This window comes from Paenibacillus mendelii, assembly GCF_024498075.1.
GTDB lineage: Bacteria > Bacillota > Bacilli > Paenibacillales > Paenibacillaceae > Paenibacillus_Z > Paenibacillus_Z mendelii.
This window is the reverse complement of the sequence record NZ_JANHOF010000015.1, coordinates 32,924-51,239: the sequence shown is the minus strand read 5'-3', so window position 1 is coordinate 51,239 and position 18,316 is coordinate 32,924. Positions and strand designations below refer to the sequence as shown.

Annotated in this window: 15 protein-coding genes; 14 read left to right on the top strand and 1 reads right to left on the bottom strand. The window is 48.8% G+C overall.

Going from position 1 to position 18,316, the window contains the following annotated elements:
• Positions 1–18: 18 nt before the first annotated feature.
• The 14 genes from NNL21_RS29150 to NNL21_RS29085 all read left to right on the top strand — a co-directional run bounded on the left by NNL21_RS29150 (position 19) and on the right by NNL21_RS29085 (position 17,759).
• Positions 19–1,065 carry a phosphotriesterase family protein gene (locus tag NNL21_RS29150; protein ID WP_204821804.1) on the top strand — a complete coding sequence of 349 codons (1,047 nt, stop codon included), beginning with the start codon at positions 19–21 and terminating at the stop codon, positions 1,063–1,065.
• An 81-nt stretch (positions 1,066–1,146) separates the two neighbouring features.
• Positions 1,147–1,692 (top strand): amidohydrolase family protein, encoded by a 546-nt coding sequence (locus NNL21_RS29145; protein WP_204821803.1) that lies wholly within the window; start codon positions 1,147–1,149, stop codon positions 1,690–1,692.
• A 185-nt stretch (positions 1,693–1,877) separates the two neighbouring features.
• A complete protein-coding gene (locus tag NNL21_RS29140) occupies positions 1,878–2,702 on the top strand; it encodes an amidohydrolase family protein (protein WP_204821802.1) in 825 nt (274 codons plus the stop codon).
• A 62-nt stretch (positions 2,703–2,764) separates the two neighbouring features.
• Complete coding sequence (locus NNL21_RS29135; RefSeq protein ID WP_204821801.1) at positions 2,765–4,249, top strand: hypothetical protein; 1,485 nt, start codon at positions 2,765–2,767, stop codon at positions 4,247–4,249.
• A gap of 14 nt (positions 4,250–4,263) precedes the next feature.
• On the top strand, positions 4,264–5,460 hold the full coding sequence (locus NNL21_RS29130) for a M24 family metallopeptidase (protein ID WP_204821800.1): 1,197 nt from the start codon (positions 4,264–4,266) through the stop codon (positions 5,458–5,460).
• Positions 5,461–5,471: 11 nt separating this feature from the next.
• On the top strand, positions 5,472–5,849 hold the full coding sequence (locus NNL21_RS29125; protein ID WP_204821799.1) for a sensory rhodopsin transducer: 378 nt from the start codon (positions 5,472–5,474) through the stop codon (positions 5,847–5,849).
• Positions 5,846–6,748, top strand: a complete 903-nt coding sequence (locus tag NNL21_RS29120) for an ABC transporter permease (RefSeq protein WP_204821798.1) — start codon at positions 5,846–5,848, stop codon at positions 6,746–6,748. The genes NNL21_RS29125 and NNL21_RS29120 overlap by 4 nt, the downstream gene beginning before the upstream one ends.
• Before the next feature lie 55 nt (positions 6,749–6,803).
• Complete coding sequence (locus NNL21_RS29115) at positions 6,804–7,685, top strand: carbohydrate ABC transporter permease (protein ID WP_204821797.1); 882 nt, start codon at positions 6,804–6,806, stop codon at positions 7,683–7,685.
• A 24-nt stretch (positions 7,686–7,709) separates the two neighbouring features.
• Positions 7,710–9,722, top strand: coding sequence for a hypothetical protein (locus tag NNL21_RS29110; protein ID WP_204821796.1), 2,013 nt, complete (start codon positions 7,710–7,712; stop codon positions 9,720–9,722).
• 66 nt (positions 9,723–9,788) lie between these two features.
• On the top strand, positions 9,789–10,931 hold the full coding sequence (locus NNL21_RS29105) for an SGNH/GDSL hydrolase family protein (RefSeq protein ID WP_204821795.1): 1,143 nt from the start codon (positions 9,789–9,791) through the stop codon (positions 10,929–10,931).
• Positions 10,932–10,958: 27 nt separating this feature from the next.
• A complete protein-coding gene (locus tag NNL21_RS29100) occupies positions 10,959–12,692 on the top strand; it encodes a hypothetical protein (protein ID WP_204821794.1) in 1,734 nt (577 codons plus the stop codon).
• 18 nt (positions 12,693–12,710) lie between these two features.
• Complete coding sequence (locus NNL21_RS29095) at positions 12,711–13,781, top strand: dienelactone hydrolase family protein (protein ID WP_204821793.1); 1,071 nt, start codon at positions 12,711–12,713, stop codon at positions 13,779–13,781.
• 197 nt (positions 13,782–13,978) lie between these two features.
• A complete protein-coding gene (locus NNL21_RS29090) occupies positions 13,979–16,612 on the top strand; it encodes a cohesin domain-containing protein (RefSeq protein ID WP_204821792.1) in 2,634 nt (877 codons plus the stop codon).
• Positions 16,613–17,006: 394 nt separating this feature from the next.
• Positions 17,007–17,759 (top strand): IclR family transcriptional regulator, encoded by a 753-nt coding sequence (locus tag NNL21_RS29085; protein ID WP_204821791.1) that lies wholly within the window; start codon positions 17,007–17,009, stop codon positions 17,757–17,759.
• Between the two features lie 174 nt (positions 17,760–17,933).
• Here the strand turns inward: NNL21_RS29085 and NNL21_RS29080 are convergent, their stop codons facing one another.
• The gene (locus tag NNL21_RS29080; protein ID WP_204821790.1) at positions 17,934–18,128 is read right to left on the bottom strand and encodes a hypothetical protein; all 195 of its coding nucleotides are present in this window, start codon (positions 18,126–18,128) and stop codon (positions 17,934–17,936) included.
• Positions 18,129–18,316 lie beyond the last annotated feature (188 nt).

The window sequence follows — 18,316 nt, the reverse complement described above, 5'->3', positions numbered from 1 at the left end:
AATGGGGATGTGAATAGGATGTCCGTTATGACCGTGACGGGTAAGGTTCGTGCAGACAGTCTAGGACTGGTGCTGCCTCATGAGCATGCCTTTATTGATCTCAGGGATCTGGTACCAGCACCGAAGATGATTTCCGGCAAAGTACTGGCACAAGAGAAAGTAAGCTTGACCAATCTGGGACAGCTCCACCGGAATCCTTATGCGGTACTCGACAATGCCGTTCTGGACGATGAGAAAATCATGGAGGAGGAGCTTCTTGCCTTCAAGAAAGCCGGAGGGAAGACGTTCGTTGATCTTACACTCCGTGACATCGGCAGAGACCCCCAGCTGTTGGCACGCTTGTCCAGGGCTACGGATATCAACATCATTGCCGGCTGCGGCTACTATATTAAGGCCTCTCATCCGCCGGATATGGATGATAAAACGGTTGATGACATTACCGAGGAAATTCTCCGGGAAATTAACGTCGGGATCGACGGTACGAATATTAAAGCAGGTGTAATCGGGGAAATTGGCACGAGTGAAATCATCTATCCCAATGAACGAAAGGCACTGATTGCTGCAGCGGCAGCCCAGGTGGAATCCGGGCTTGGCATTCATATCCATACCGATTTATGGGCAACGAATGGATATGAGGTTGTAAAGATCCTAACCGAACAGGGCGCTGCGCGCGAGAAAATATGCATCAACCATATCGATGTCGATCTGAAGCTGAATTATATGAAGGATCTGCTGCATCAAGGCGTCTATATTGAATTTGACAATTTCGGCAAAGAGTTTTACGCGGATCGCAGGCATCACAGCGTTCTGAAAGGACTGTTTGCCAGAGATATCGATCGGGTCAAGGCGATTAAGGCCTTGATTGCGGACGGCTTTCTTTCGCAGATCCTGGTTTCCAATGATGTCTGTCTGAAAACATGCCTGCACCGGTATGGGGGCTGGGGCTATGACCATATGCTGACGAATATTATTCCGATGATGGAAGACGAAGGAATCTCGCCCGAGCAGATCAACATCTTGATGTGCGATAATCCCGCCGCCTTTCTGGATAATCCATTGACGTAAAGCTTCTACGAAACTAAGCAGAGGTGAAGCGGATGAAAATAATCGATTGCAGCTGTGCTATCGGATACAAGACGGTGAATTATGAAGTGGTCAACCATGAGAATCTGCGTCAGAGAGAAGGTGAAGCAAGCGCGCAATGCCGAGGAGCTGCTAGCTGAGCTTGATTTCTGTGGAATTGACAGCGCTGTGGTCAGCCATCAAACGATGGCCGATGTCGATCCGGATTACGGGAACCGTGCCGTACTGGCCGAGACGGCCAAAGCGCCTGACCGGCTGCTTCCGACATGGACGATTCTGCCTCCGGTTACGGAAGGGCATTATGCGCCGGAGCATTTATTCCCCGCTATGAAAGCAAGCGGGGTGCAGATTCTCCGGGCTTACCCGGAGCGAAACCGCTATATGCTTACTAAGGTCGCGATGGGCGAATTAATTGGTGAGGTGGCGGCGGCAGGAATTCCGCTGTATCTATCTCCCAGTGAAGGGTGGCAAGGGATCTACAGCATTTTGCAGGAATATCCGAACCTGACTGTTGTTCTATACAATTACGGGTTATGGAGCCATTCCCGGTTGACCTTCCCTTTGTTTCAAGCCTACCGGAATTTCTATATCGAGACCGGTGATATGTAGACGGCGGGGGAAATCAAGGGAATCTGCAGCAAATTTGGCTCAGAGCGTCTGCTCTTTGGTTCCGACTTTCCAACCAACGCCATAGGCGGGCCGCTTGCGGCACTTCTGGGCTCCGGCATCACCACCGATCATATCGAGAACATTGCGCACCGGAATGTCGAGCGACTACTGGGGGAAATAAAGCTATGAGCATCAAGGCAATGACGAATACGTCGCATCTGGCCCAAGAGTTTGTCGAGACCGGGAGGCTGTCCAGCATCTCGATCATTGATATGCACACACATATGGGCGCCTTCTACGGCACCTATCTGCCGGAAGCGAAGCTGGAGACGATGATAGAGACGATGCGTCGGGAGAATATAGCGTCGATTATCTCCGCTCCGCATAGCGCGCTGTTCGATCCGATCGGCGGCAATTCGGAAATCCGCTCCGCCATGAAGCAGTACCCGGATCTAATTCACGGCTATTATGTGGTCAATCCCCACTATGACCATGATCTGGACCGCGATCTGGCCGAATTTGACCGTGTGAAAGGGTATGTCGGATTTAAGGTGCTTCCGGATTATCACAAGTATCCGCTTACCGGAGAGAAGTACCGCAGAATCTATGAATTCGCTAATGAACGCGGATTGCTGCTCTTATCCCATACCTGGGGGCACAGCCCCTATAATCCGCCGCAGATGATGGGGGAGCTGGCGCGCCAGTACGAAAATATTCAATTTCTGCTTGGTCATTCCGCACCTGGAGAAACCGATTACGCCATCCAGCTTGCGAAGGCGCAGCCGAACGTGTATCTGGAATTATGCGATACCGGGCGCTTGAATGGAATGATCGGGAAGATGGTCCGGGAGGCCGGTTCTGAGAAGGTCTTGTTCGGAACTGATTTCCCTTGGTATGACCCCCACTATATGCTCGGAAGCGTACTATTCTCCGGCATTGGCGACGACGATATCCGCAATATAATCCACCATAATGCGGGGCGTCTGCTGGGTGGAATACAGAAACGTTAACATAACAGCACCTCGCTTAATTCTTCATATGAAATTCATCATAGAAAGGTTCAGGGTATAACATGACAGAAATCATAGAATCATTCGAAACCGCACAAGGCAATGTTTTTGGTGATTTGCTCTCAGCTAGAATCAAAGACAAACCACTCAAGATCGGGCTGATCACGTTAGGATTTTTTGAATATTGGCGGATGTTCCCGGATACGCTGAAGGCCAATGTCACCGCGGATATGACCTGCGTATTCGGCAAGCTGCGTGAATATCTGAATCAAGAAGAAATCATCTGGTCCGGGCTGATCGACACGCTGGACGCGGCGGAAGCAGCGGGCCGGGAGCTCGCCAATCAGCGGGTGGACCTCATCGTTTATGTCGCCGGGACCTATTGTCCCGACTATATGGCGATCCAGGCATTGGAGCATGTCCGTCACGTACCGGTCGTATTATTCAATACTCAGCATACAAACAAGATTAATCTTGGAACTAGTTATGAGAATATCCTGCGAAACAGCGCCTTAATTGCCAATTTGCAGCTGGCCGCTACGTTCCGGAAGATGGGCTGGTATCCCGATCTGAAGGTTGTGGTAGGATCCATCGGGGATACCGCCGCCTATGAAGAGATGACGAAATATCTCAGGGCCTACAAAGCGTATCTTAGCCTCAAAAGCACCAACATCGGAGTCATCGGCCATGTATTCAGAGGGATGTACGACTTCGAATACGACAAGACCATGATCAAAGGCACGCTGGGGCCTAATATCATCTCCATACAAGTAGATCATTTACTGGAGCAGTTCACCAAAGCTGCGGAAGAGGATATCCGGATAATCGAAGCGGAAACGAAGAGCAGGTTTAACATTGTTGGATTGGGTGAGGACGATATTTACAAGTCAGCGAAATTCTATGTTGCCCTAAAGAATACGCTGGAGCGGTTCAGACTGGATGCGCTGACACTGCTTGGCCAGCACTATGTTGAGCAGAAGACGGGAACCACTTCCTATTTGGCCAACACGATGATGCACGAGGAAGGCCGTTATGTCGTGAACACGGAAGGCGACGTGCATGGCCTGATCATCATGACGTTAATGAATATGCTCAGCGGCAAGGTTCCGGCTTATGCGGAGTGGGGCGAATATGACGAGGAGCTTAACGCCCTGCTCATGGTTCATCATGGTTACGCCAATACGGAATATGCCGCAGACAGAAGCACGGTTAAGGTCAACCGCTCGCCGGAGCAATGGGGACTGCAGGGAGCGGGCTTCGGCTTTGAGTATACACTCCAACCCGGCGAAGTCACGATTAGCCATCTGATCATCGATGCCGAAGGCTACAAGATGCTCATAGTGAAAGGTCAAGCCCTGCCTGTTCCACAGAACATTCCCTGCGAGGAGATTACCGCGGTCGTACAACTGGCCATGCCCATTAAGACCTTTCTCACGTCGCTAATCAAAGAAGGTTTTGCCCATCACTGCATTATTGGTTATGGGGATCTAACGGAAGAGCTGTCGACCATCGCCGATTTCATGAAAATACGCAAAGTGATCTATTAGGAGGACATCAGACCATGTTACGAATCCCAGCCGAAGAATTTGCTGCCAGAGTCGAGAAGCTAAGAGCATTGATGAACGAGCAGGAGCTGCAAGCCTGTCTAATTTATGGAGATGAATACCGTAAAGAAAACCTGCGTTACATGAGCAATTACTGGCCTTTATTCGAAAGAGGGGCGGTTATTGTCCCTCTTATCGGGGAGCCGTTTATCCTGGCTGCACCGGAAGGGGAGATGTTCTGCCGGGAAATGAGCGCATTCCCGGATGTCAGGCTTCTGCCTGAATTCGCCTGCGTAACCGTACCGGATATCATTGAATATCCCCAGGCACATTATACAAGCTTGACCGAGATCCGCAAGGGGCTCCAAGGCAGCGGACCGCTGCACAGAATGGGGATTGTCGGCATTGATGCAATGCCCGCTCCATTGATGCGAATACTGGAACAAAGCTTTGGAGGAGTTGAGCTGGTTGACGCAGGCGACTTACTATTCAAGCTCCGCATGACCAAGACGGCGAATGAAGTGGCGTGCCTGCAGGAGGCAGCAAGGATTGCCGATGCGGGTTACAGGTTGATGATTAATCAGGTGAAGCCCGGCATGACCGAGCTGGAATTGGCGTCGCTGGCTTATGGGGAATGTACAAGACAAGGTGCGGAAAGTATTCCGTTCTGCCTGCTGACAAGCGGTGAACGGGTGAATACGATCATCGGGAGAGCATCGGGAAAAGTGATTGCAGACGGGGATATGATCATGGCCGCCATTGCGGTACAGGTCGAAGGATACGTGGCCACGCTGAACTTCCCTTTTGTCGCGGGTGCAATGAGTCCAGAACAGAAAGCATTTATCGATATACTGGTCGAAGCCGAGGATATTGCGTTATCCAACGTTAGAGCGGGTGCTAGGCAAAGCGGAGTGGTTCGCGCGGTCAAAGCATACTTCAAAGAGCGGGATATGACGGAGTATGACTTGTATCCGCCGCTTCATGGCTGCGGATTGGCCGAAGCGGAATCGCCTTATCCGGATGAGCATTCAGAGGCCTTGTTTATTGCGGGGATGACAGTGAATACGGATGTCAGTCTGTTCGGGCATCCGCATGGCTCCAACCGGATAGAAGAGAGCCTGCTCGTAACCGAATCCGGCTATGAATCCATGTCGAAGCTGGTCCGGCAGTTGAGCAGCACGTGGAAAGAAACAGCGACGATCAGGGTTATTTAAGGAGGATTAGTATGAGTAAAGAAGGCGCAAAAAACTGGTATGTAATCGACGGCTATCTCCCCTATAAAGGCAAGATAGACGATGATTCGCTTGAAGGTCATGAAGCGATTATGATACTGAATTGCCATGATGCCGATGCGGAAATTTTCATGGATATCTATTATGAAGACCGGGAGCCGGATCGGGATATCAGGCTGACGGCATCGGCGAGAAGAGTCAAATGTATCCGCATGGATCATCCGGAGGAAATCGGCGGAATCGTTCTGGACAGACAGCTGCAATATTCGCTGCGGTTCAGAAGCGATATCGAAGTGATTATCCAATACGGCAGAATGGATGTTGCCCAGCCGAATTTGGCTTACATCGGCATGATCGGATATTCGGAATGAGGAACTCCGCCAAACTCAAACGTGAATTTCCGCTGCATTTGATGCTGATTCCCGGGGTAATCATCGTCTTTATCTATAGCTATTTACCGATGGCAGGCATTGCCTTTGCTTTTCAGAAATTCATTCCCGTACAGGGGCTGTTCGGTTCGAAATGGGTGGGCTTTGATAATTTCCGTTACGTGTTCCAGATGCCGGATTTCTGGCAGGTGCTGTGGAATACCTTCTATATCGCGACGATGAAAATCATTGCGGGACAGATTGTTCCGATCATCATCGCCTTATTGTTAAACGAAATGAAACGCGCATTCGTAAAACGCGGGGTTCAAACGCTCATTTATCTGCCCCATTTCTTATCCTGGGTCATCCTCGGTGCGATTCTGGTCGATATTTTGTCGCCGTCAGAAGGCATTGTGAATCAAATTCTACAGGCCTTCGGGTTTGACCCGGTTTTTTTCCTTGGCAGCAACCAATGGTTTCCTGCCGTCATCATCATTTCTGACGTATGGAAGGAATTCGGGTTTAGTACGATTGTCTATTTGGCAGCGATTACAAGCATTAATCCATCCCTGTATGAAGCCGCCATTGTGGACGGAGCGGGTCACACCCGGCAGGTCTGGCATATTACGCTGCCGGGTATGGTGCCGATCATCATTTTGCTGGCAACCTTAAGTCTGGGCAGCGTTCTGAATGCCGGCTTCGACCAGGTGTTCAACTTATACAGTCCGTCCGTCTATCAAAGTGGAGATATACTGGATACCTTAATTTACCGGATCGGCCTGATCGATGCCCAATTCGGCGTGGCAACGGCAATCGGATTGTTCAAATCTGTGGTTTCACTGGTGCTGATCTCGATTTCGTATATACTGGCCTATCGTGTAGCCAACTACCGTATTTTCTAAGGTAACCGGATCTGTCATCATGAATCGTTTATCTCTGGGCGAAAGGAGTTACCTTATGCATCACGCATCCTTCAGCAGAAAGATATTTGTCATTGGCAATTACGTTTTCCTGGTGCTGGTCTCTCTGCTTTGTCTGCTTCCGCTGGTTCAGGTGCTGGCGATTTCCTTCAGTTCCAGTCCTGCAGCTTCGGCCGGCTTGGTCAAGTTGATCCCGGTGGATTTCAGCCTGGATTCCTATACGTACATTTTACAGAAACAAGAGTTCATCAACTCATTCAGCATTACGCTGCAGCGGGTTGTGCTTGGATACTCGCTCAATATCGTACTGGCACTCTTATGCGCGTATCCGTTGTCCAAGGAAGTGAAGGAGTTCAGGCTGCGAACGTATTACGCCTGGTTTTTTGTGTTCACCATCCTGTTCGGCGGTGGTCTTATTCCGACCTATGTGGTGGTTAGCGAGACAGGTCTGCTCGATACGATCTGGGCGTTGATTATCCCTGGCGCGGTCGGGGTGTTTAATGTGATCCTGCTGCTCAATTTCTTCCGCGGCTTGCCCAAGGAGATTGAGGAATCCGCGTTCATGGATGGGGCGGGGCACTGGACCGTATTGACGAGGATGTATGTACCCATGTCCATGCCTGTCCTCGCAACCATATCCTTATTTACTTTGGTTGGTCACTGGAACGCCTGGTTTGACGGATTAATTTATATGAATTTTCCGGAAAAATATCCGCTGTCCACTTATTTGCAGCTCATGGTCATTAACAGCAACCCGATGAAGATGGATATTAACAATTTAAATGGCGCATTGGAAATTTCAGAACGGACAACAAGGGCGGCGCAAATTTTCTTGGGTGCTCTTCCGATTCTTATCGTATATCCGTTTCTGCAGAAGTATTTCGTTAAAGGAATTGTACTTGGAAGTGTAAAAGGATAATGCTTATTTATTGGAGGGAACAAGATGGATTATGAAAAATGGGTGTGGATCGAGCTGATCGGCTTCGATAATACCGAAAGTGATTTTGGGGTTACCGCTTATATGAACACATTAGGATTTAGTCCCAATGGAATTTCGCTGCTTCTATTTACCCCTGACTTTGTGCATGCCCATAAAGGTATGGAACAAGAGTACTGGCTGCCGGTTGAAACCTGTTCCTATGCGGCGCGCCCTTACGGCAAGCTGCGCAATAGGCAAGAATGGACCAATTACCAGCTTCTTGGCCTGGTCAAGGAGCTGCAGAAGCACGGCATAGACATTTACTGCAGCTTCTTCAATTTGTTTCTGTATCGGATAGATGGTCAGGGAAGGGCAAGCGAATGGTGCGCAGCGCACCCTGAACTCTACGAAATGAGAAAGACGGGAGAAGCGTTCCCGGTTATCAATCCGTTGAAGCGGCTCAAGGACGGCACGTATTATGAGGACTTGTTTATCCGCGATCTGACAACCGTCATGAGAGACTACAACTTTGACGGTTATCACGGGGCGGATGGTTACACAAGTCCCCGCCTAAGTTTGGCAGAAGCTGATTACTCGGACGATATGGTCGGGCAATTCATACGCTTAAGCGGGGTGGAGCTGGCTGAGGGTCTAAAGGAAGAATGCGACGGCGTTCCGCAGGAAATGGAGAAACGGGGCGACTGGATCTGGGAATTCAAAAGGATGGAATGGATCCGTTTCTATGCCGATAGATGGGGAGCATTCTGGCAGAAGATTATGCCGGCGCTTCGCAAGGAAGGTAAGAAAGCTGTTCTGAATTCAGTCTGGACCCGGGACCCGTTCGAAGCCTTATACCGTTACGGGGTAGACTACCGGCTGCTCGCAGCATCCGGTGTCGACGGGTTTGTTGTGGAATCCGTGGCGGCCTCCTGCTCAGCCGGTGCGGGTGAAATTGAGTATGAACCGGGCACGGAATTTATGGCGATGCTCATGACGATCAAAGCCTATGTGCCGGATATGAAGCTGATTTGCTTGAATGCGATACAGGACACGAATGAGCAGTGGGATGCGATCAGCCATGCACCGACTGTATTGGAGCGGGATATATTTTCATTCTCCAATATTTATTTACAGGATCGCGAAGGCGTGCGGCGCTGTTCATCGGGTTTTGTTGCCTGTCTGGGTGACGGAATAAGCCGGGATAGCTGGGAATGGATATTGAAACGCTGGAATTTGGGTTACAAGGGTCAGCCGGAATCGGTGATCGGCGCCAGCTTCGTATGGTCCGACAACGGATTGAACGGTTCGCTGGAAGAGTACCCTTCCACCCGTGACTGGCCTGCTTACAAATTCCTAATGACATTCATAGACCACGGCGCTCCGCTCCACACCATGGTGAATGTGAATGATCTGGATCTGGCTAGTGGCATGATTTGCGTAACAGGCCTGCACCTTCTGCCCGAAGAGGAGCTTACACGCGTACTGAATTACCGGAATGGACCTTCATTATTGATCGGCAAGATGACAGAACGGATTTCCCAGGCGGCTGCCAGCGCAGGCTTGAATATTGAGTGTAAGCCGGACCAGCTCGTTGGTATGGTAAGGGATCGAACAGGTGCAGTGGTACAGGTATTCTCGAATGTACATGATGGGGACCTGCTGCATGGTGGTATGGATGATCTCCTTCACTTGAACGATGCGAAGTCTTGGGTTGAGCCTCTTTATTTCAGCAAACTATCAGGCGAGTTCCTGAACCGGTGCGTTCAGACGTTGGCAGGTGATTCAGGTGCACCGATAAGCCTTAGGAATGAAGAGCATATCCGTACGACAACTTTGGAAATCCAACCAGGACGATGGCGTATTCTGATCCGCAATTTGCATATGAACTATAAGACGGCACATCTTGATGTCGGCCGCGCCATAGCGAAGGTAAGCGTGCTGACCGATTTCCCGGGTATACCTATTTTTCCGGTTGGTTCTGAATTCAGTTTGTATGTACCCGGCAGGGGCATGGTTATTGTCGAAATTGAATTTTGATTGGTTTTCAGGTGGCTCGTAACACGAGAACGTCATCCGTACTTTAATTATAGGGGAGGCGACGGCTTGCATATAAATCCATCTGCTGATTCGTGGTATACGTGGAAACCGCCTCGAATTTGCACATTTAACGATGCTTGGACGGAATGGCTGCAGGGAAGTAAATTCCCGATTGCTTTTCTCGGAGACAGTACGGTGGATGGTGCTAATACAACAGACTGGGTCGCCAATACCGTTGGAGCGGACAGCACATCGCCGAATGTCTTCACTAAGAAACTGGAAGAATTGCTCCGCCAGGCTGCCCATAACGATATATTACGCATTTATAACGCGGGGTTCACTGCAACAACCGCGAGATGGGCGCTAACCATATTAGAGGAGCAGTTCGGTGAGGCGTCCGCTTACCATGACGTCCGAATGATTGGAATTGGCTTTGGGATCAATGACCGCAATGACCCGCTATATGAGGCCAGTGAAAAAGCCTATAGGGACGGATTCAAAGGGGCGATCAAACAGATTATATATTGGTGCTTCTCGAAAAAAATCCAACCCTTTCTCCTGACGACCCAAGCGATCGTCCAACCGGGAGTATTAACAGAATATATGGAAGACTATCCGATGAGAACGAGTGAACATATTGAAAGTATAGCTAACGAGGTCAAGAGAGAATTGGCAGAGGAGCTCGGACTCCAGTTTATTGACATGAACCACTATACGGAGATGTTCTTGCTGTATTCTTCCATCAGTACACAGCGAATTATTTCCGATCGGCTTCATTTTGGAGACGTTGGACATAAGTACGAAGCGGAAGTACTCTTCGCTCATATGTCACATCGTACCATCGTCGCAGATGGATATACCAAAATCGATTATTCCAGTCAAAGAATCAAGGACAGTGTTCCGGAGGACTGGTTGACCATGCCCAATGAGCCAACGGATCCATTCAAAGTTTACGTTGACTGCTTGAAGGCGGATGCTGCAGACATGATCATCATGTCCGTATGGGTGTTTGTTAACGCCAAACGGAAGCTGACGTTGAAGGCTTACAAAGGCAGCTCGCCTGTTACGTATGTCAAAATAAATGGCATAACCAAAAGCTTGACCGGTGCGGAAACCATCATTGACCAGTTAGATCTGGGTTTGTATTTCCTTGAAGTATTCACAGGTACATCAACTCAAGCAGACTTTAAAGGCTTCATTCTTGAGTAAATGATAACAAATGAGGTGCTACAAGAAATGGGAAAACGTAAAAATAATAACCCGACACCAACTGTTTCAGGGGAATTTCCGATCGGTATTTTCGTCGAACCGTCTCCATCTGCAACATCCGATGCCACCTATGCTGAGATCAGGGCGATGAATGCGAATTTTATCGTTGCCCAGCAGCTGACTACTCCGGCCACAACAGATTGGGCATTGGAGAAGGCTGAGGCGAATCAATTGAAGATCCTCGTCACTGACACGGGTATGCGCTGGATTCAGTCGGAGTGGATCTCCCAGAATGACGATGATGGGGAAGGGGTATATCTACGCAAGGATCATTCGATCGGTCAAACCTTCACAACACCCGGGGTGGATGATTTGAGCCTTGCCATCCTTTCCTTCAAGAAGAACGGCGCATGGCCGGAAGGAATAGCAGCGACCTTAAGCGTCTATGATTCACCTAGCAAAGAAAAACACATAATAAGCTCTACGCTTATAGGACCAATCGAGAGTCATTATCCCGAATTCAGACTGAATGATATGCCGGTAAAACCGGATACGCCTCATTATCCGGTAGCAGCGAATACAACCTATTATATGGAATTGACGACAGATAGCCAGGCAGAGCTCGGTCCTTTCAGTACGAGTGCAGCCGATCGTTATGCTGGCGGGCAAGCGTATGTGAATGGTTCTCCCGCATCCTATGATCTTTATTTTCAAATCACTTTGAAAACGCCGCATGGAGGCAGCATATCGGCATTCTCGCCAACGGGCAGGCCATCGGATGCTTATATTGAGACGCTGGTTGATCATTACAAGGACCATGCAGCCGTGCTTGGTTATAACTTAATTGACGAACCCTTCGGTGAGTTATATCCCATGCTCAAGGAGACATCGGACAGGATCAAAGCGCTTGATCCAGGTCGTATGATCTATACCAATCATTATGCGCTCAATGAGGAAGGCACACATTATTACTCCCTTGAGGGTACCCCGCCTATGGGATATGAGGATTATTATAAGAACTGGATCGCAACGAATCCGGATATGATTTCCTATGACTATTATCCGTTTAAGAAAGAGGGGTTCGACGAAAAGGTCCACTATCAGACATTGGCGTTTTTCCGCGAGCAGAGCCTGTTAAATGGGCTTGACTTTTGGGCATATATTCAAAGTGTTGCTTATGATTATTTTCACATTTTGGAGCCAAACGAGCCTCAAATGAGATTTCAGATTTATTCAACCTTAGCTTATGGAGCCAAGGGATACGTTTATTGGACCTATTGCACACCAACGGGTGCCGATCCCGAATTGGCACAGATCCATGACGCCATTATTCTGACGGATGGAAGTAAAAACGAAACCTATGAATATGCCAAAACGATTAACGGAGAGATTCTGAATATCGGGTCCGTGTTATTATCTCTTACATCTTTGGCTGTCTATCATACGGGTGTTGTGCCGCCGTTTACCGAGCCGCTGCCCGAGGACTTCTTCTGGCAGCTCGCCGGGGGCGAATCTGCCGTTCCGCTCATAATCTCTTATTTCGAGAATGAAACCGGCAGAAAGTTCATTATGGTTGTCAATCGGGACTTGGAGCAAGCTCAATCGCTCACGTTCTCACTGTCCGCTGAACTGCAAGCTGTCCAAGAAGTTTGCAAATCTACTGGTAATGAGATTGCGACTACCTTTCATGCTGCAGAAGGGACGCTATCCGTGAGTCTAGCACCTGGAGACGGGAGATTATACGCACTGGGAGAATCTTGAGCAAAGGAATGAAAGGTTATGGACCACGATCTGTACAAGGAGGATCCAGCTGTCGGTAATGTGTTCCGCGAACAACAAAAATTCCAATTCGATCATTTGATTCATCGTCTGCGTCAGGAAGCAGAAGAGAAGAGGGAATCTTTTTTTAAACTGGATACATCGAGTGCTGCCGCATTCGAGAAAGAGGCTGCTCCCATGCGGGAGCAGCTTAAGCATATGTTGGGCTGGCCGCTTACGATGGGGCATGAATCCAGCTTCCGGGACAGCGCTCCGGCAATACCGGAGGCCAAGGTTAACTTCGTATCCGAGGATAAGCTAGGACGGATCTACCGGGTCGAGGTAGAGGTGGACTATGGCTTAACGACCTATGGTCTCTTATTTCTTCCAAGCGGGGACGAGCCTTATCCTCTTGTTATTGCTCAGCATGGAGGGTGGGGAACTCCTGAGCTGTGTTCCGGGTTCTACGGAGCCTCTAATTATAACGATATGACACGCCGGGTATTGAAGCTGGGTGCGGCCGTATTCGCACCGCAGCTGCTGCTTTGGCACCCGGATTCGTACGGCCCTGAATTCCATCGTAATCAATACGATAACCAGCTGAAGCAGGTCGGAAGTTCGATAGCTGCAGTGGAAATTCACAAAATCCGGCGGGCGATCGATTATTTGATAGCAAGGCCGGACATTGACGGCTCTAGAATTGGAATGATCGGGTTATCCTATGGCGGGTTTTATACGATGTTTACGGCTGCTGTTGATACGAGAATCAAAGCTGTGTATTCCTCCTGTTTTATTAATAATCGCTTTGAAGTGGATTGGTCGGACTTCACCTGGTTTAATGCCGGTAACCGATTCTTGGATGCCGAGGTTTGTGCGCTGATTGCTCCGCGCTTTCTCTACCTGGAGGTCGGGAAGCGGGATGATCTATTCCTTTATAAGCATGCGCAGCCTGAGATCGATAAGGTGGCAGATCTATATAAGCAATTGAACCTCGCGAACCGATTTGCTTCCCGAGCTTTCGACGGCGGACATGAGCTGGATCCGGAGAATGAGGGGATTGAACTTTTTTGCAGCCACCTCTCCTTAGGATGATAGGAACGCAATAGATGTCAATAAAAGCAACATTGGCAAATAGCATTCACAAGTGGGGGCCATTTATAATAACCATGTAAACGCTTACTGTATGTAGTCAATGGTTCGAAGAAGGGGGAGGGTATAACGAGACGAGGTTTATCGTTGCGTTGGTTTGATGCTTAACAAATGATGAGGATGGATGAGGTGAACACGTAATGCTGAGAAAAACAATGGCGGGGTTTTACGTATTTATGCTGGCATTTGGACTGATGTTTGGTTCTTTCGCGTACGCAAACGCAAACCCTAACCCGACGCCGACGGTGTCCGGAGAGTTTCCGATCGGGATATTTGTTGAACCGCCTCCAGTTGACGTCTCCGATGCTTCATTCGCAGACATTCGGGCGATGAATGCTAATTTTATTGTTGCCAGCAATCTGAATACGACGCCGGCCACTACCGACTGGGCTTTGGAAAAGGCAGCAGCGAATGGCTTGAAGATGCTGGTTACGGACACGGGAATCCGCTGGTACAGATCAGAATGGGTCTCCCAGAACGATGACGATGGAGATGCTTTGTCTATCCGCAACGATAAATCCATCGGCCAATCCTTCCGAACGCCCGCGCAGCCGGAGATGGCGATTTGGAAGCTGTCATTCAAGAAAAGCGGCGCGTGGCCGTCAGGCAAATCAGCCACGATCAGCATTTATGACAGCCCGGCCAAAACAACGCTGATCGGCACCTCTACACTTAACGGGCCAATCGTCAGTAATTATCCGGAGTTTGTCATCAACGGCGCGGTCGTATCACCCGACACAACCTACTATATGGAGTTGACGACAAACAGCACGACTGATTTGGGGCCATTCCTCACAAGCGTATCCGACGCTTATGCCGATGGCCAAGCTTATGCCAACGGCACACCTTTAAACAACGATTTATATTTTCAAATGACGCTTCCCCGAGCAGGTGGAGGAAATTGGAACGCTTTCTCGCCGACGGCCGATTTATCCGATGAATATATTACAGCCTATGTAAATCACTATAAAGACAACCCCGCCATACTCGGATATAACCTGGTCGATGAACCGTTCGCTGATGTGTTCCCTAAGCTGAAATCCGTATCGGACAAGATCAAGGCGATCGATCCGGACCATATGGTATATACGAATTTATACGGGGTATGCGATGTTTGCCAGCATTACTACAGCGGTACGGATGATCCGGTGAATGGCGGCTACGAGAATTACGTGAACAGCTGGCTGGCAACGGACCCGGACATGATTTCCTTTGACTCCTATCCGTATTTATCGACCGGATTTGACGAGAAACCCTATTATCAATCCCTGGAATATTTTCGCAAGCAATCTTTATTGAATGGAACGGATCTCTGGGCTTATATTCAATCGATGTCTTATGATTATTTCAATATGATAGAGCCATCCGAGAGTCAACTGAAATTCCAAGTCTATTCGACGCTGGCTTATGGGGCTAAAGGGTATGTGTACTTTACTTATCATACCCCTGCGGGGATGGACAATGGACTGATTATGCCGGATGGTACAAAGAATGATACGTACGACTATGCGAAGGAAGTTAATGGCGAGGTATTGAAGCTGGGAACAACGCTGCTTTCACTGACGTCCAAAGATGTGTATCATACCGGTGGGGTACCGCCTTTTGCCACAGCGCTTCCAGCAACGTATTTCTGGCAGCCAACTCCCGGTGAACCGGAGATGCCCATGATCGTATCGCGCTTCGAGAACGAGGACGGCCGAGAGTTTGTGATGGTGGTCAACAAAGATCTGGAGAACGCGCATAGCGCGCATTTTACATTGTCGAATACGCCAGCCTCCGTCACCGAAGTATCCAAGACGACCGGCTTGGAAGTGGCTGCTGCATATAATGCCGGCACCGGGAAACTGACAGCTGAATTTGAACCCGGGGAAGGCAGGCTATATGCACTCGAACCGTCTGCAGGTGAGCTGACAGCAAGCAATCTCACCATTGCGACACAAGCCAACTCGGCGGTTAGCGGAACATTAGTCGCAAACGGAGCGGCAGGTCATCCGTTAACGTACAGCATTGTAACCAATGGTACCAAAGGAACGGCAGTGATTACGAATGCGGCTTCAGGGGCATTTACATACACCCCAAATTCGGGGGCCAGCGGAACGGACACCTTCCATTTCAAGGCCAATAATGGTCTTCAAGATTCCAATTCAGCTGTGGTGACGGTGAATATAGCCCCTGAACCAGAACCTACAGCTGCGAAGACCACGCTAACGGGAGAAGGCATCGTGCAGCCGGGCAAAAAATTCACCGTCAGATATGGTCTGAGCAGCGTTGTCGGTGATGTATACGCTCAGGATATCAAGCTGGATTATGATGCATCGGTCATGGAATTCGTATCGGCCAAGTCGGTCCAAACAGGAGTGAAGCTTGTCCGTACGGTAAAACCATCAGATGGCAAGCTTCAATTCATTCTCGCTAGTGCAGGTGCCGGGAACGCAGTGTCGAGTGATAAAGAGCTTATCGAGCTTACCTTCAAGGCGAAACCCATCACGTCAACAGCTTCTGGAGTCATCTCCATTACAAGTGTGATTCTTGGGAATGCCCAAGGCAGCGAAACCCAGGGTACACCTGCGAACATCACGATTGTAATCGGCTATGAAGGAGATTTAAATCTGGATGGAAAAGTAACTGTTGGCGATTTGGCCATCATGTCAACGTACTTTAACAGCAATGTAAACAGTCCGGATTGGGAGCAGGCGAAGAGGGCGGATTTGAATCATGATGGCGTGATCGATCTACAAGATATGATGGTGCTTGCCAAGAAAATAACGGAGTAAAGATTAGCTGTACCTGGGGAAATGAAAACGTGGAATGAGAGTATTCTCTCCACGTTTTTTTGTTATGTAAAACCTTGAGGAGCGAAGGGTGTTGCGGGAACATATGTGCTGCATAAAGTGCGCAAAATCAGAGTTTGGCGTACTTTCGTTTCTGAACGTTTTTATATTTGTGTGAGAGGCAAGGAGGCGTTCTAATGGATAGAGAAATAGGGTGTTACTACTCATTACGGACCCTTGACACGAGAACAAGCGTTCGTTAAAATAAATGGTAAATATAGTTAAGGGAGGGATTCTAGTGATTGGCTGTATCGTATAAGCAATCTTGGAGCATGGTATAACTATTTCTTACATTTGGAATCATTCCGATTACAGGCGAGGCAGGAGGACTAACTTTATGAAAGCGCAATCAACTAAAGTGAAATCGGCGGAACGCGTGATGGATATTCTAGAGTTGTTTAAAGGAGAGAACGATAGCTTTAGCCTTTCGGATATAGCAAAACGGCTCGATATGCCCGCAAGCAGCACGCATCAGCTCTTGCACAACATGCTCTCCCGAGGATATCTGGAATCTGACAGCTTGGGCAAGCAATTCAGTATCGGCTATAAAATATTCGAAATTAGCAGCATATGCCAGAAGAATACAAATCTGGTGACCGAATTCGAGACGATCGGCGGTAGGATGGCCGAGGAAGTTAACGAGGGAATCATGTTGGGTATTCGTGCAGGTAATCAACTGGTCTATGTCGCGCAGAAGAATCCGACCGATCCGCGGCGGTTTGCCATCCAGTTCACACAAACGTTACCGCTATATGCCTCTGCATCAGGAAAAATGATGTTGAGCGGCCTATCCGAGACTGTCATACGCAGCTTATATCCGGAAGAAGATCTTCAGCCGCTTACGAGCCAAACCATTACGACGGTAACGGCGTTGCTTGCAGAGCTTGAGACGATTCGAAAGGAAGGCATTTCTTACAATCGCGGTGAGTCCGTGGAAGGCATCAGCTGCATCTCGGCTCCAATCTATAATTCGGTCGGGAGCATTATCGCTGCGATCAGCGTCTCGATTCCTGATTTCCGCAATACAGAAGAGGTTTGGAACCGTTCATTGAATTGTATACGGGAAGGCGCACTTCTATTAAGAGGTTAGATTCCATCCAAATTGACCGACATTTCGATAATTAGATTATTTAAATCTCATCAAGTCCTGGTCATGAACATACTAGTTGTTAACGGTATAAGTCCTTCTCCCAACTCACGGACAAGCATTTATATCGTTACTTCTCATTGGAGCAAGAGGAGGAGTTAGCTTTGACTCCGACGGTTAAATTAGAGCTTCTCCGTTGATTTTGACGCTGGTCACGATCGTATCTCCCCAAATAGGAAGCTTGTCGGTCTCTCCCACAAACCGGCTTCCAGCTAATGAGCTGTGATGAAAGATTGCCCCTTCAAAGCTGCATTCCTCAAACACCCTTCCGAAATGAACAATGGATGAATTGACGAGACACCATCGCACCATCCAACTTTATCCCATCAAAGCAGCAACGGGAAAATCGTGAAACGATCAGGCCTGTCCCATCCTTAACACTAGCATAAGATAGATCAAGCTGCTGTACAGCTAGGTTCTGAATGATTTCTGCCAAGACAATTCCTCGAAAATCCTGTCATGTCTGGGTGAGTGTGCACGAATATGAGAGCAACATTTCA

Coding starts and splice junctions, on each gene's coding strand:
- NNL21_RS29090 (WP_204821792.1), top strand. CDS start 13,979: ATGCTGAGAAAAACAATGGCGGGGTTTTACGTATTTATGCTGGCATTT.
- NNL21_RS29095 (WP_204821793.1), top strand. CDS start 12,711: ATGGACCACGATCTGTACAAGGAGGATCCAGCTGTCGGTAATGTGTTC.
- NNL21_RS29145 (WP_204821803.1), top strand. CDS start 1,147: ATGAAGTGGTCAACCATGAGAATCTGCGTCAGAGAGAAGGTGAAGCAA.
- NNL21_RS29110 (WP_204821796.1), top strand. CDS start 7,710: ATGGATTATGAAAAATGGGTGTGGATCGAGCTGATCGGCTTCGATAAT.
- NNL21_RS29130 (WP_204821800.1), top strand. CDS start 4,264: ATGTTACGAATCCCAGCCGAAGAATTTGCTGCCAGAGTCGAGAAGCTA.
- NNL21_RS29100 (WP_204821794.1), top strand. CDS start 10,959: ATGGGAAAACGTAAAAATAATAACCCGACACCAACTGTTTCAGGGGAA.
- NNL21_RS29115 (WP_204821797.1), top strand. CDS start 6,804: ATGCATCACGCATCCTTCAGCAGAAAGATATTTGTCATTGGCAATTAC.
- NNL21_RS29150 (WP_204821804.1), top strand. CDS start 19: ATGTCCGTTATGACCGTGACGGGTAAGGTTCGTGCAGACAGTCTAGGA.
- NNL21_RS29080 (WP_204821790.1), bottom strand. CDS start 18,128: ATGGTGCGATGGTGTCTCGTCAATTCATCCATTGTTCATTTCGGAAGG.
- NNL21_RS29085 (WP_204821791.1), top strand. CDS start 17,007: ATGAAAGCGCAATCAACTAAAGTGAAATCGGCGGAACGCGTGATGGAT.
- NNL21_RS29125 (WP_204821799.1), top strand. CDS start 5,472: ATGAGTAAAGAAGGCGCAAAAAACTGGTATGTAATCGACGGCTATCTC.
- NNL21_RS29140 (WP_204821802.1), top strand. CDS start 1,878: ATGAGCATCAAGGCAATGACGAATACGTCGCATCTGGCCCAAGAGTTT.
- NNL21_RS29120 (WP_204821798.1), top strand. CDS start 5,846: ATGAGGAACTCCGCCAAACTCAAACGTGAATTTCCGCTGCATTTGATG.
- NNL21_RS29135 (WP_204821801.1), top strand. CDS start 2,765: ATGACAGAAATCATAGAATCATTCGAAACCGCACAAGGCAATGTTTTT.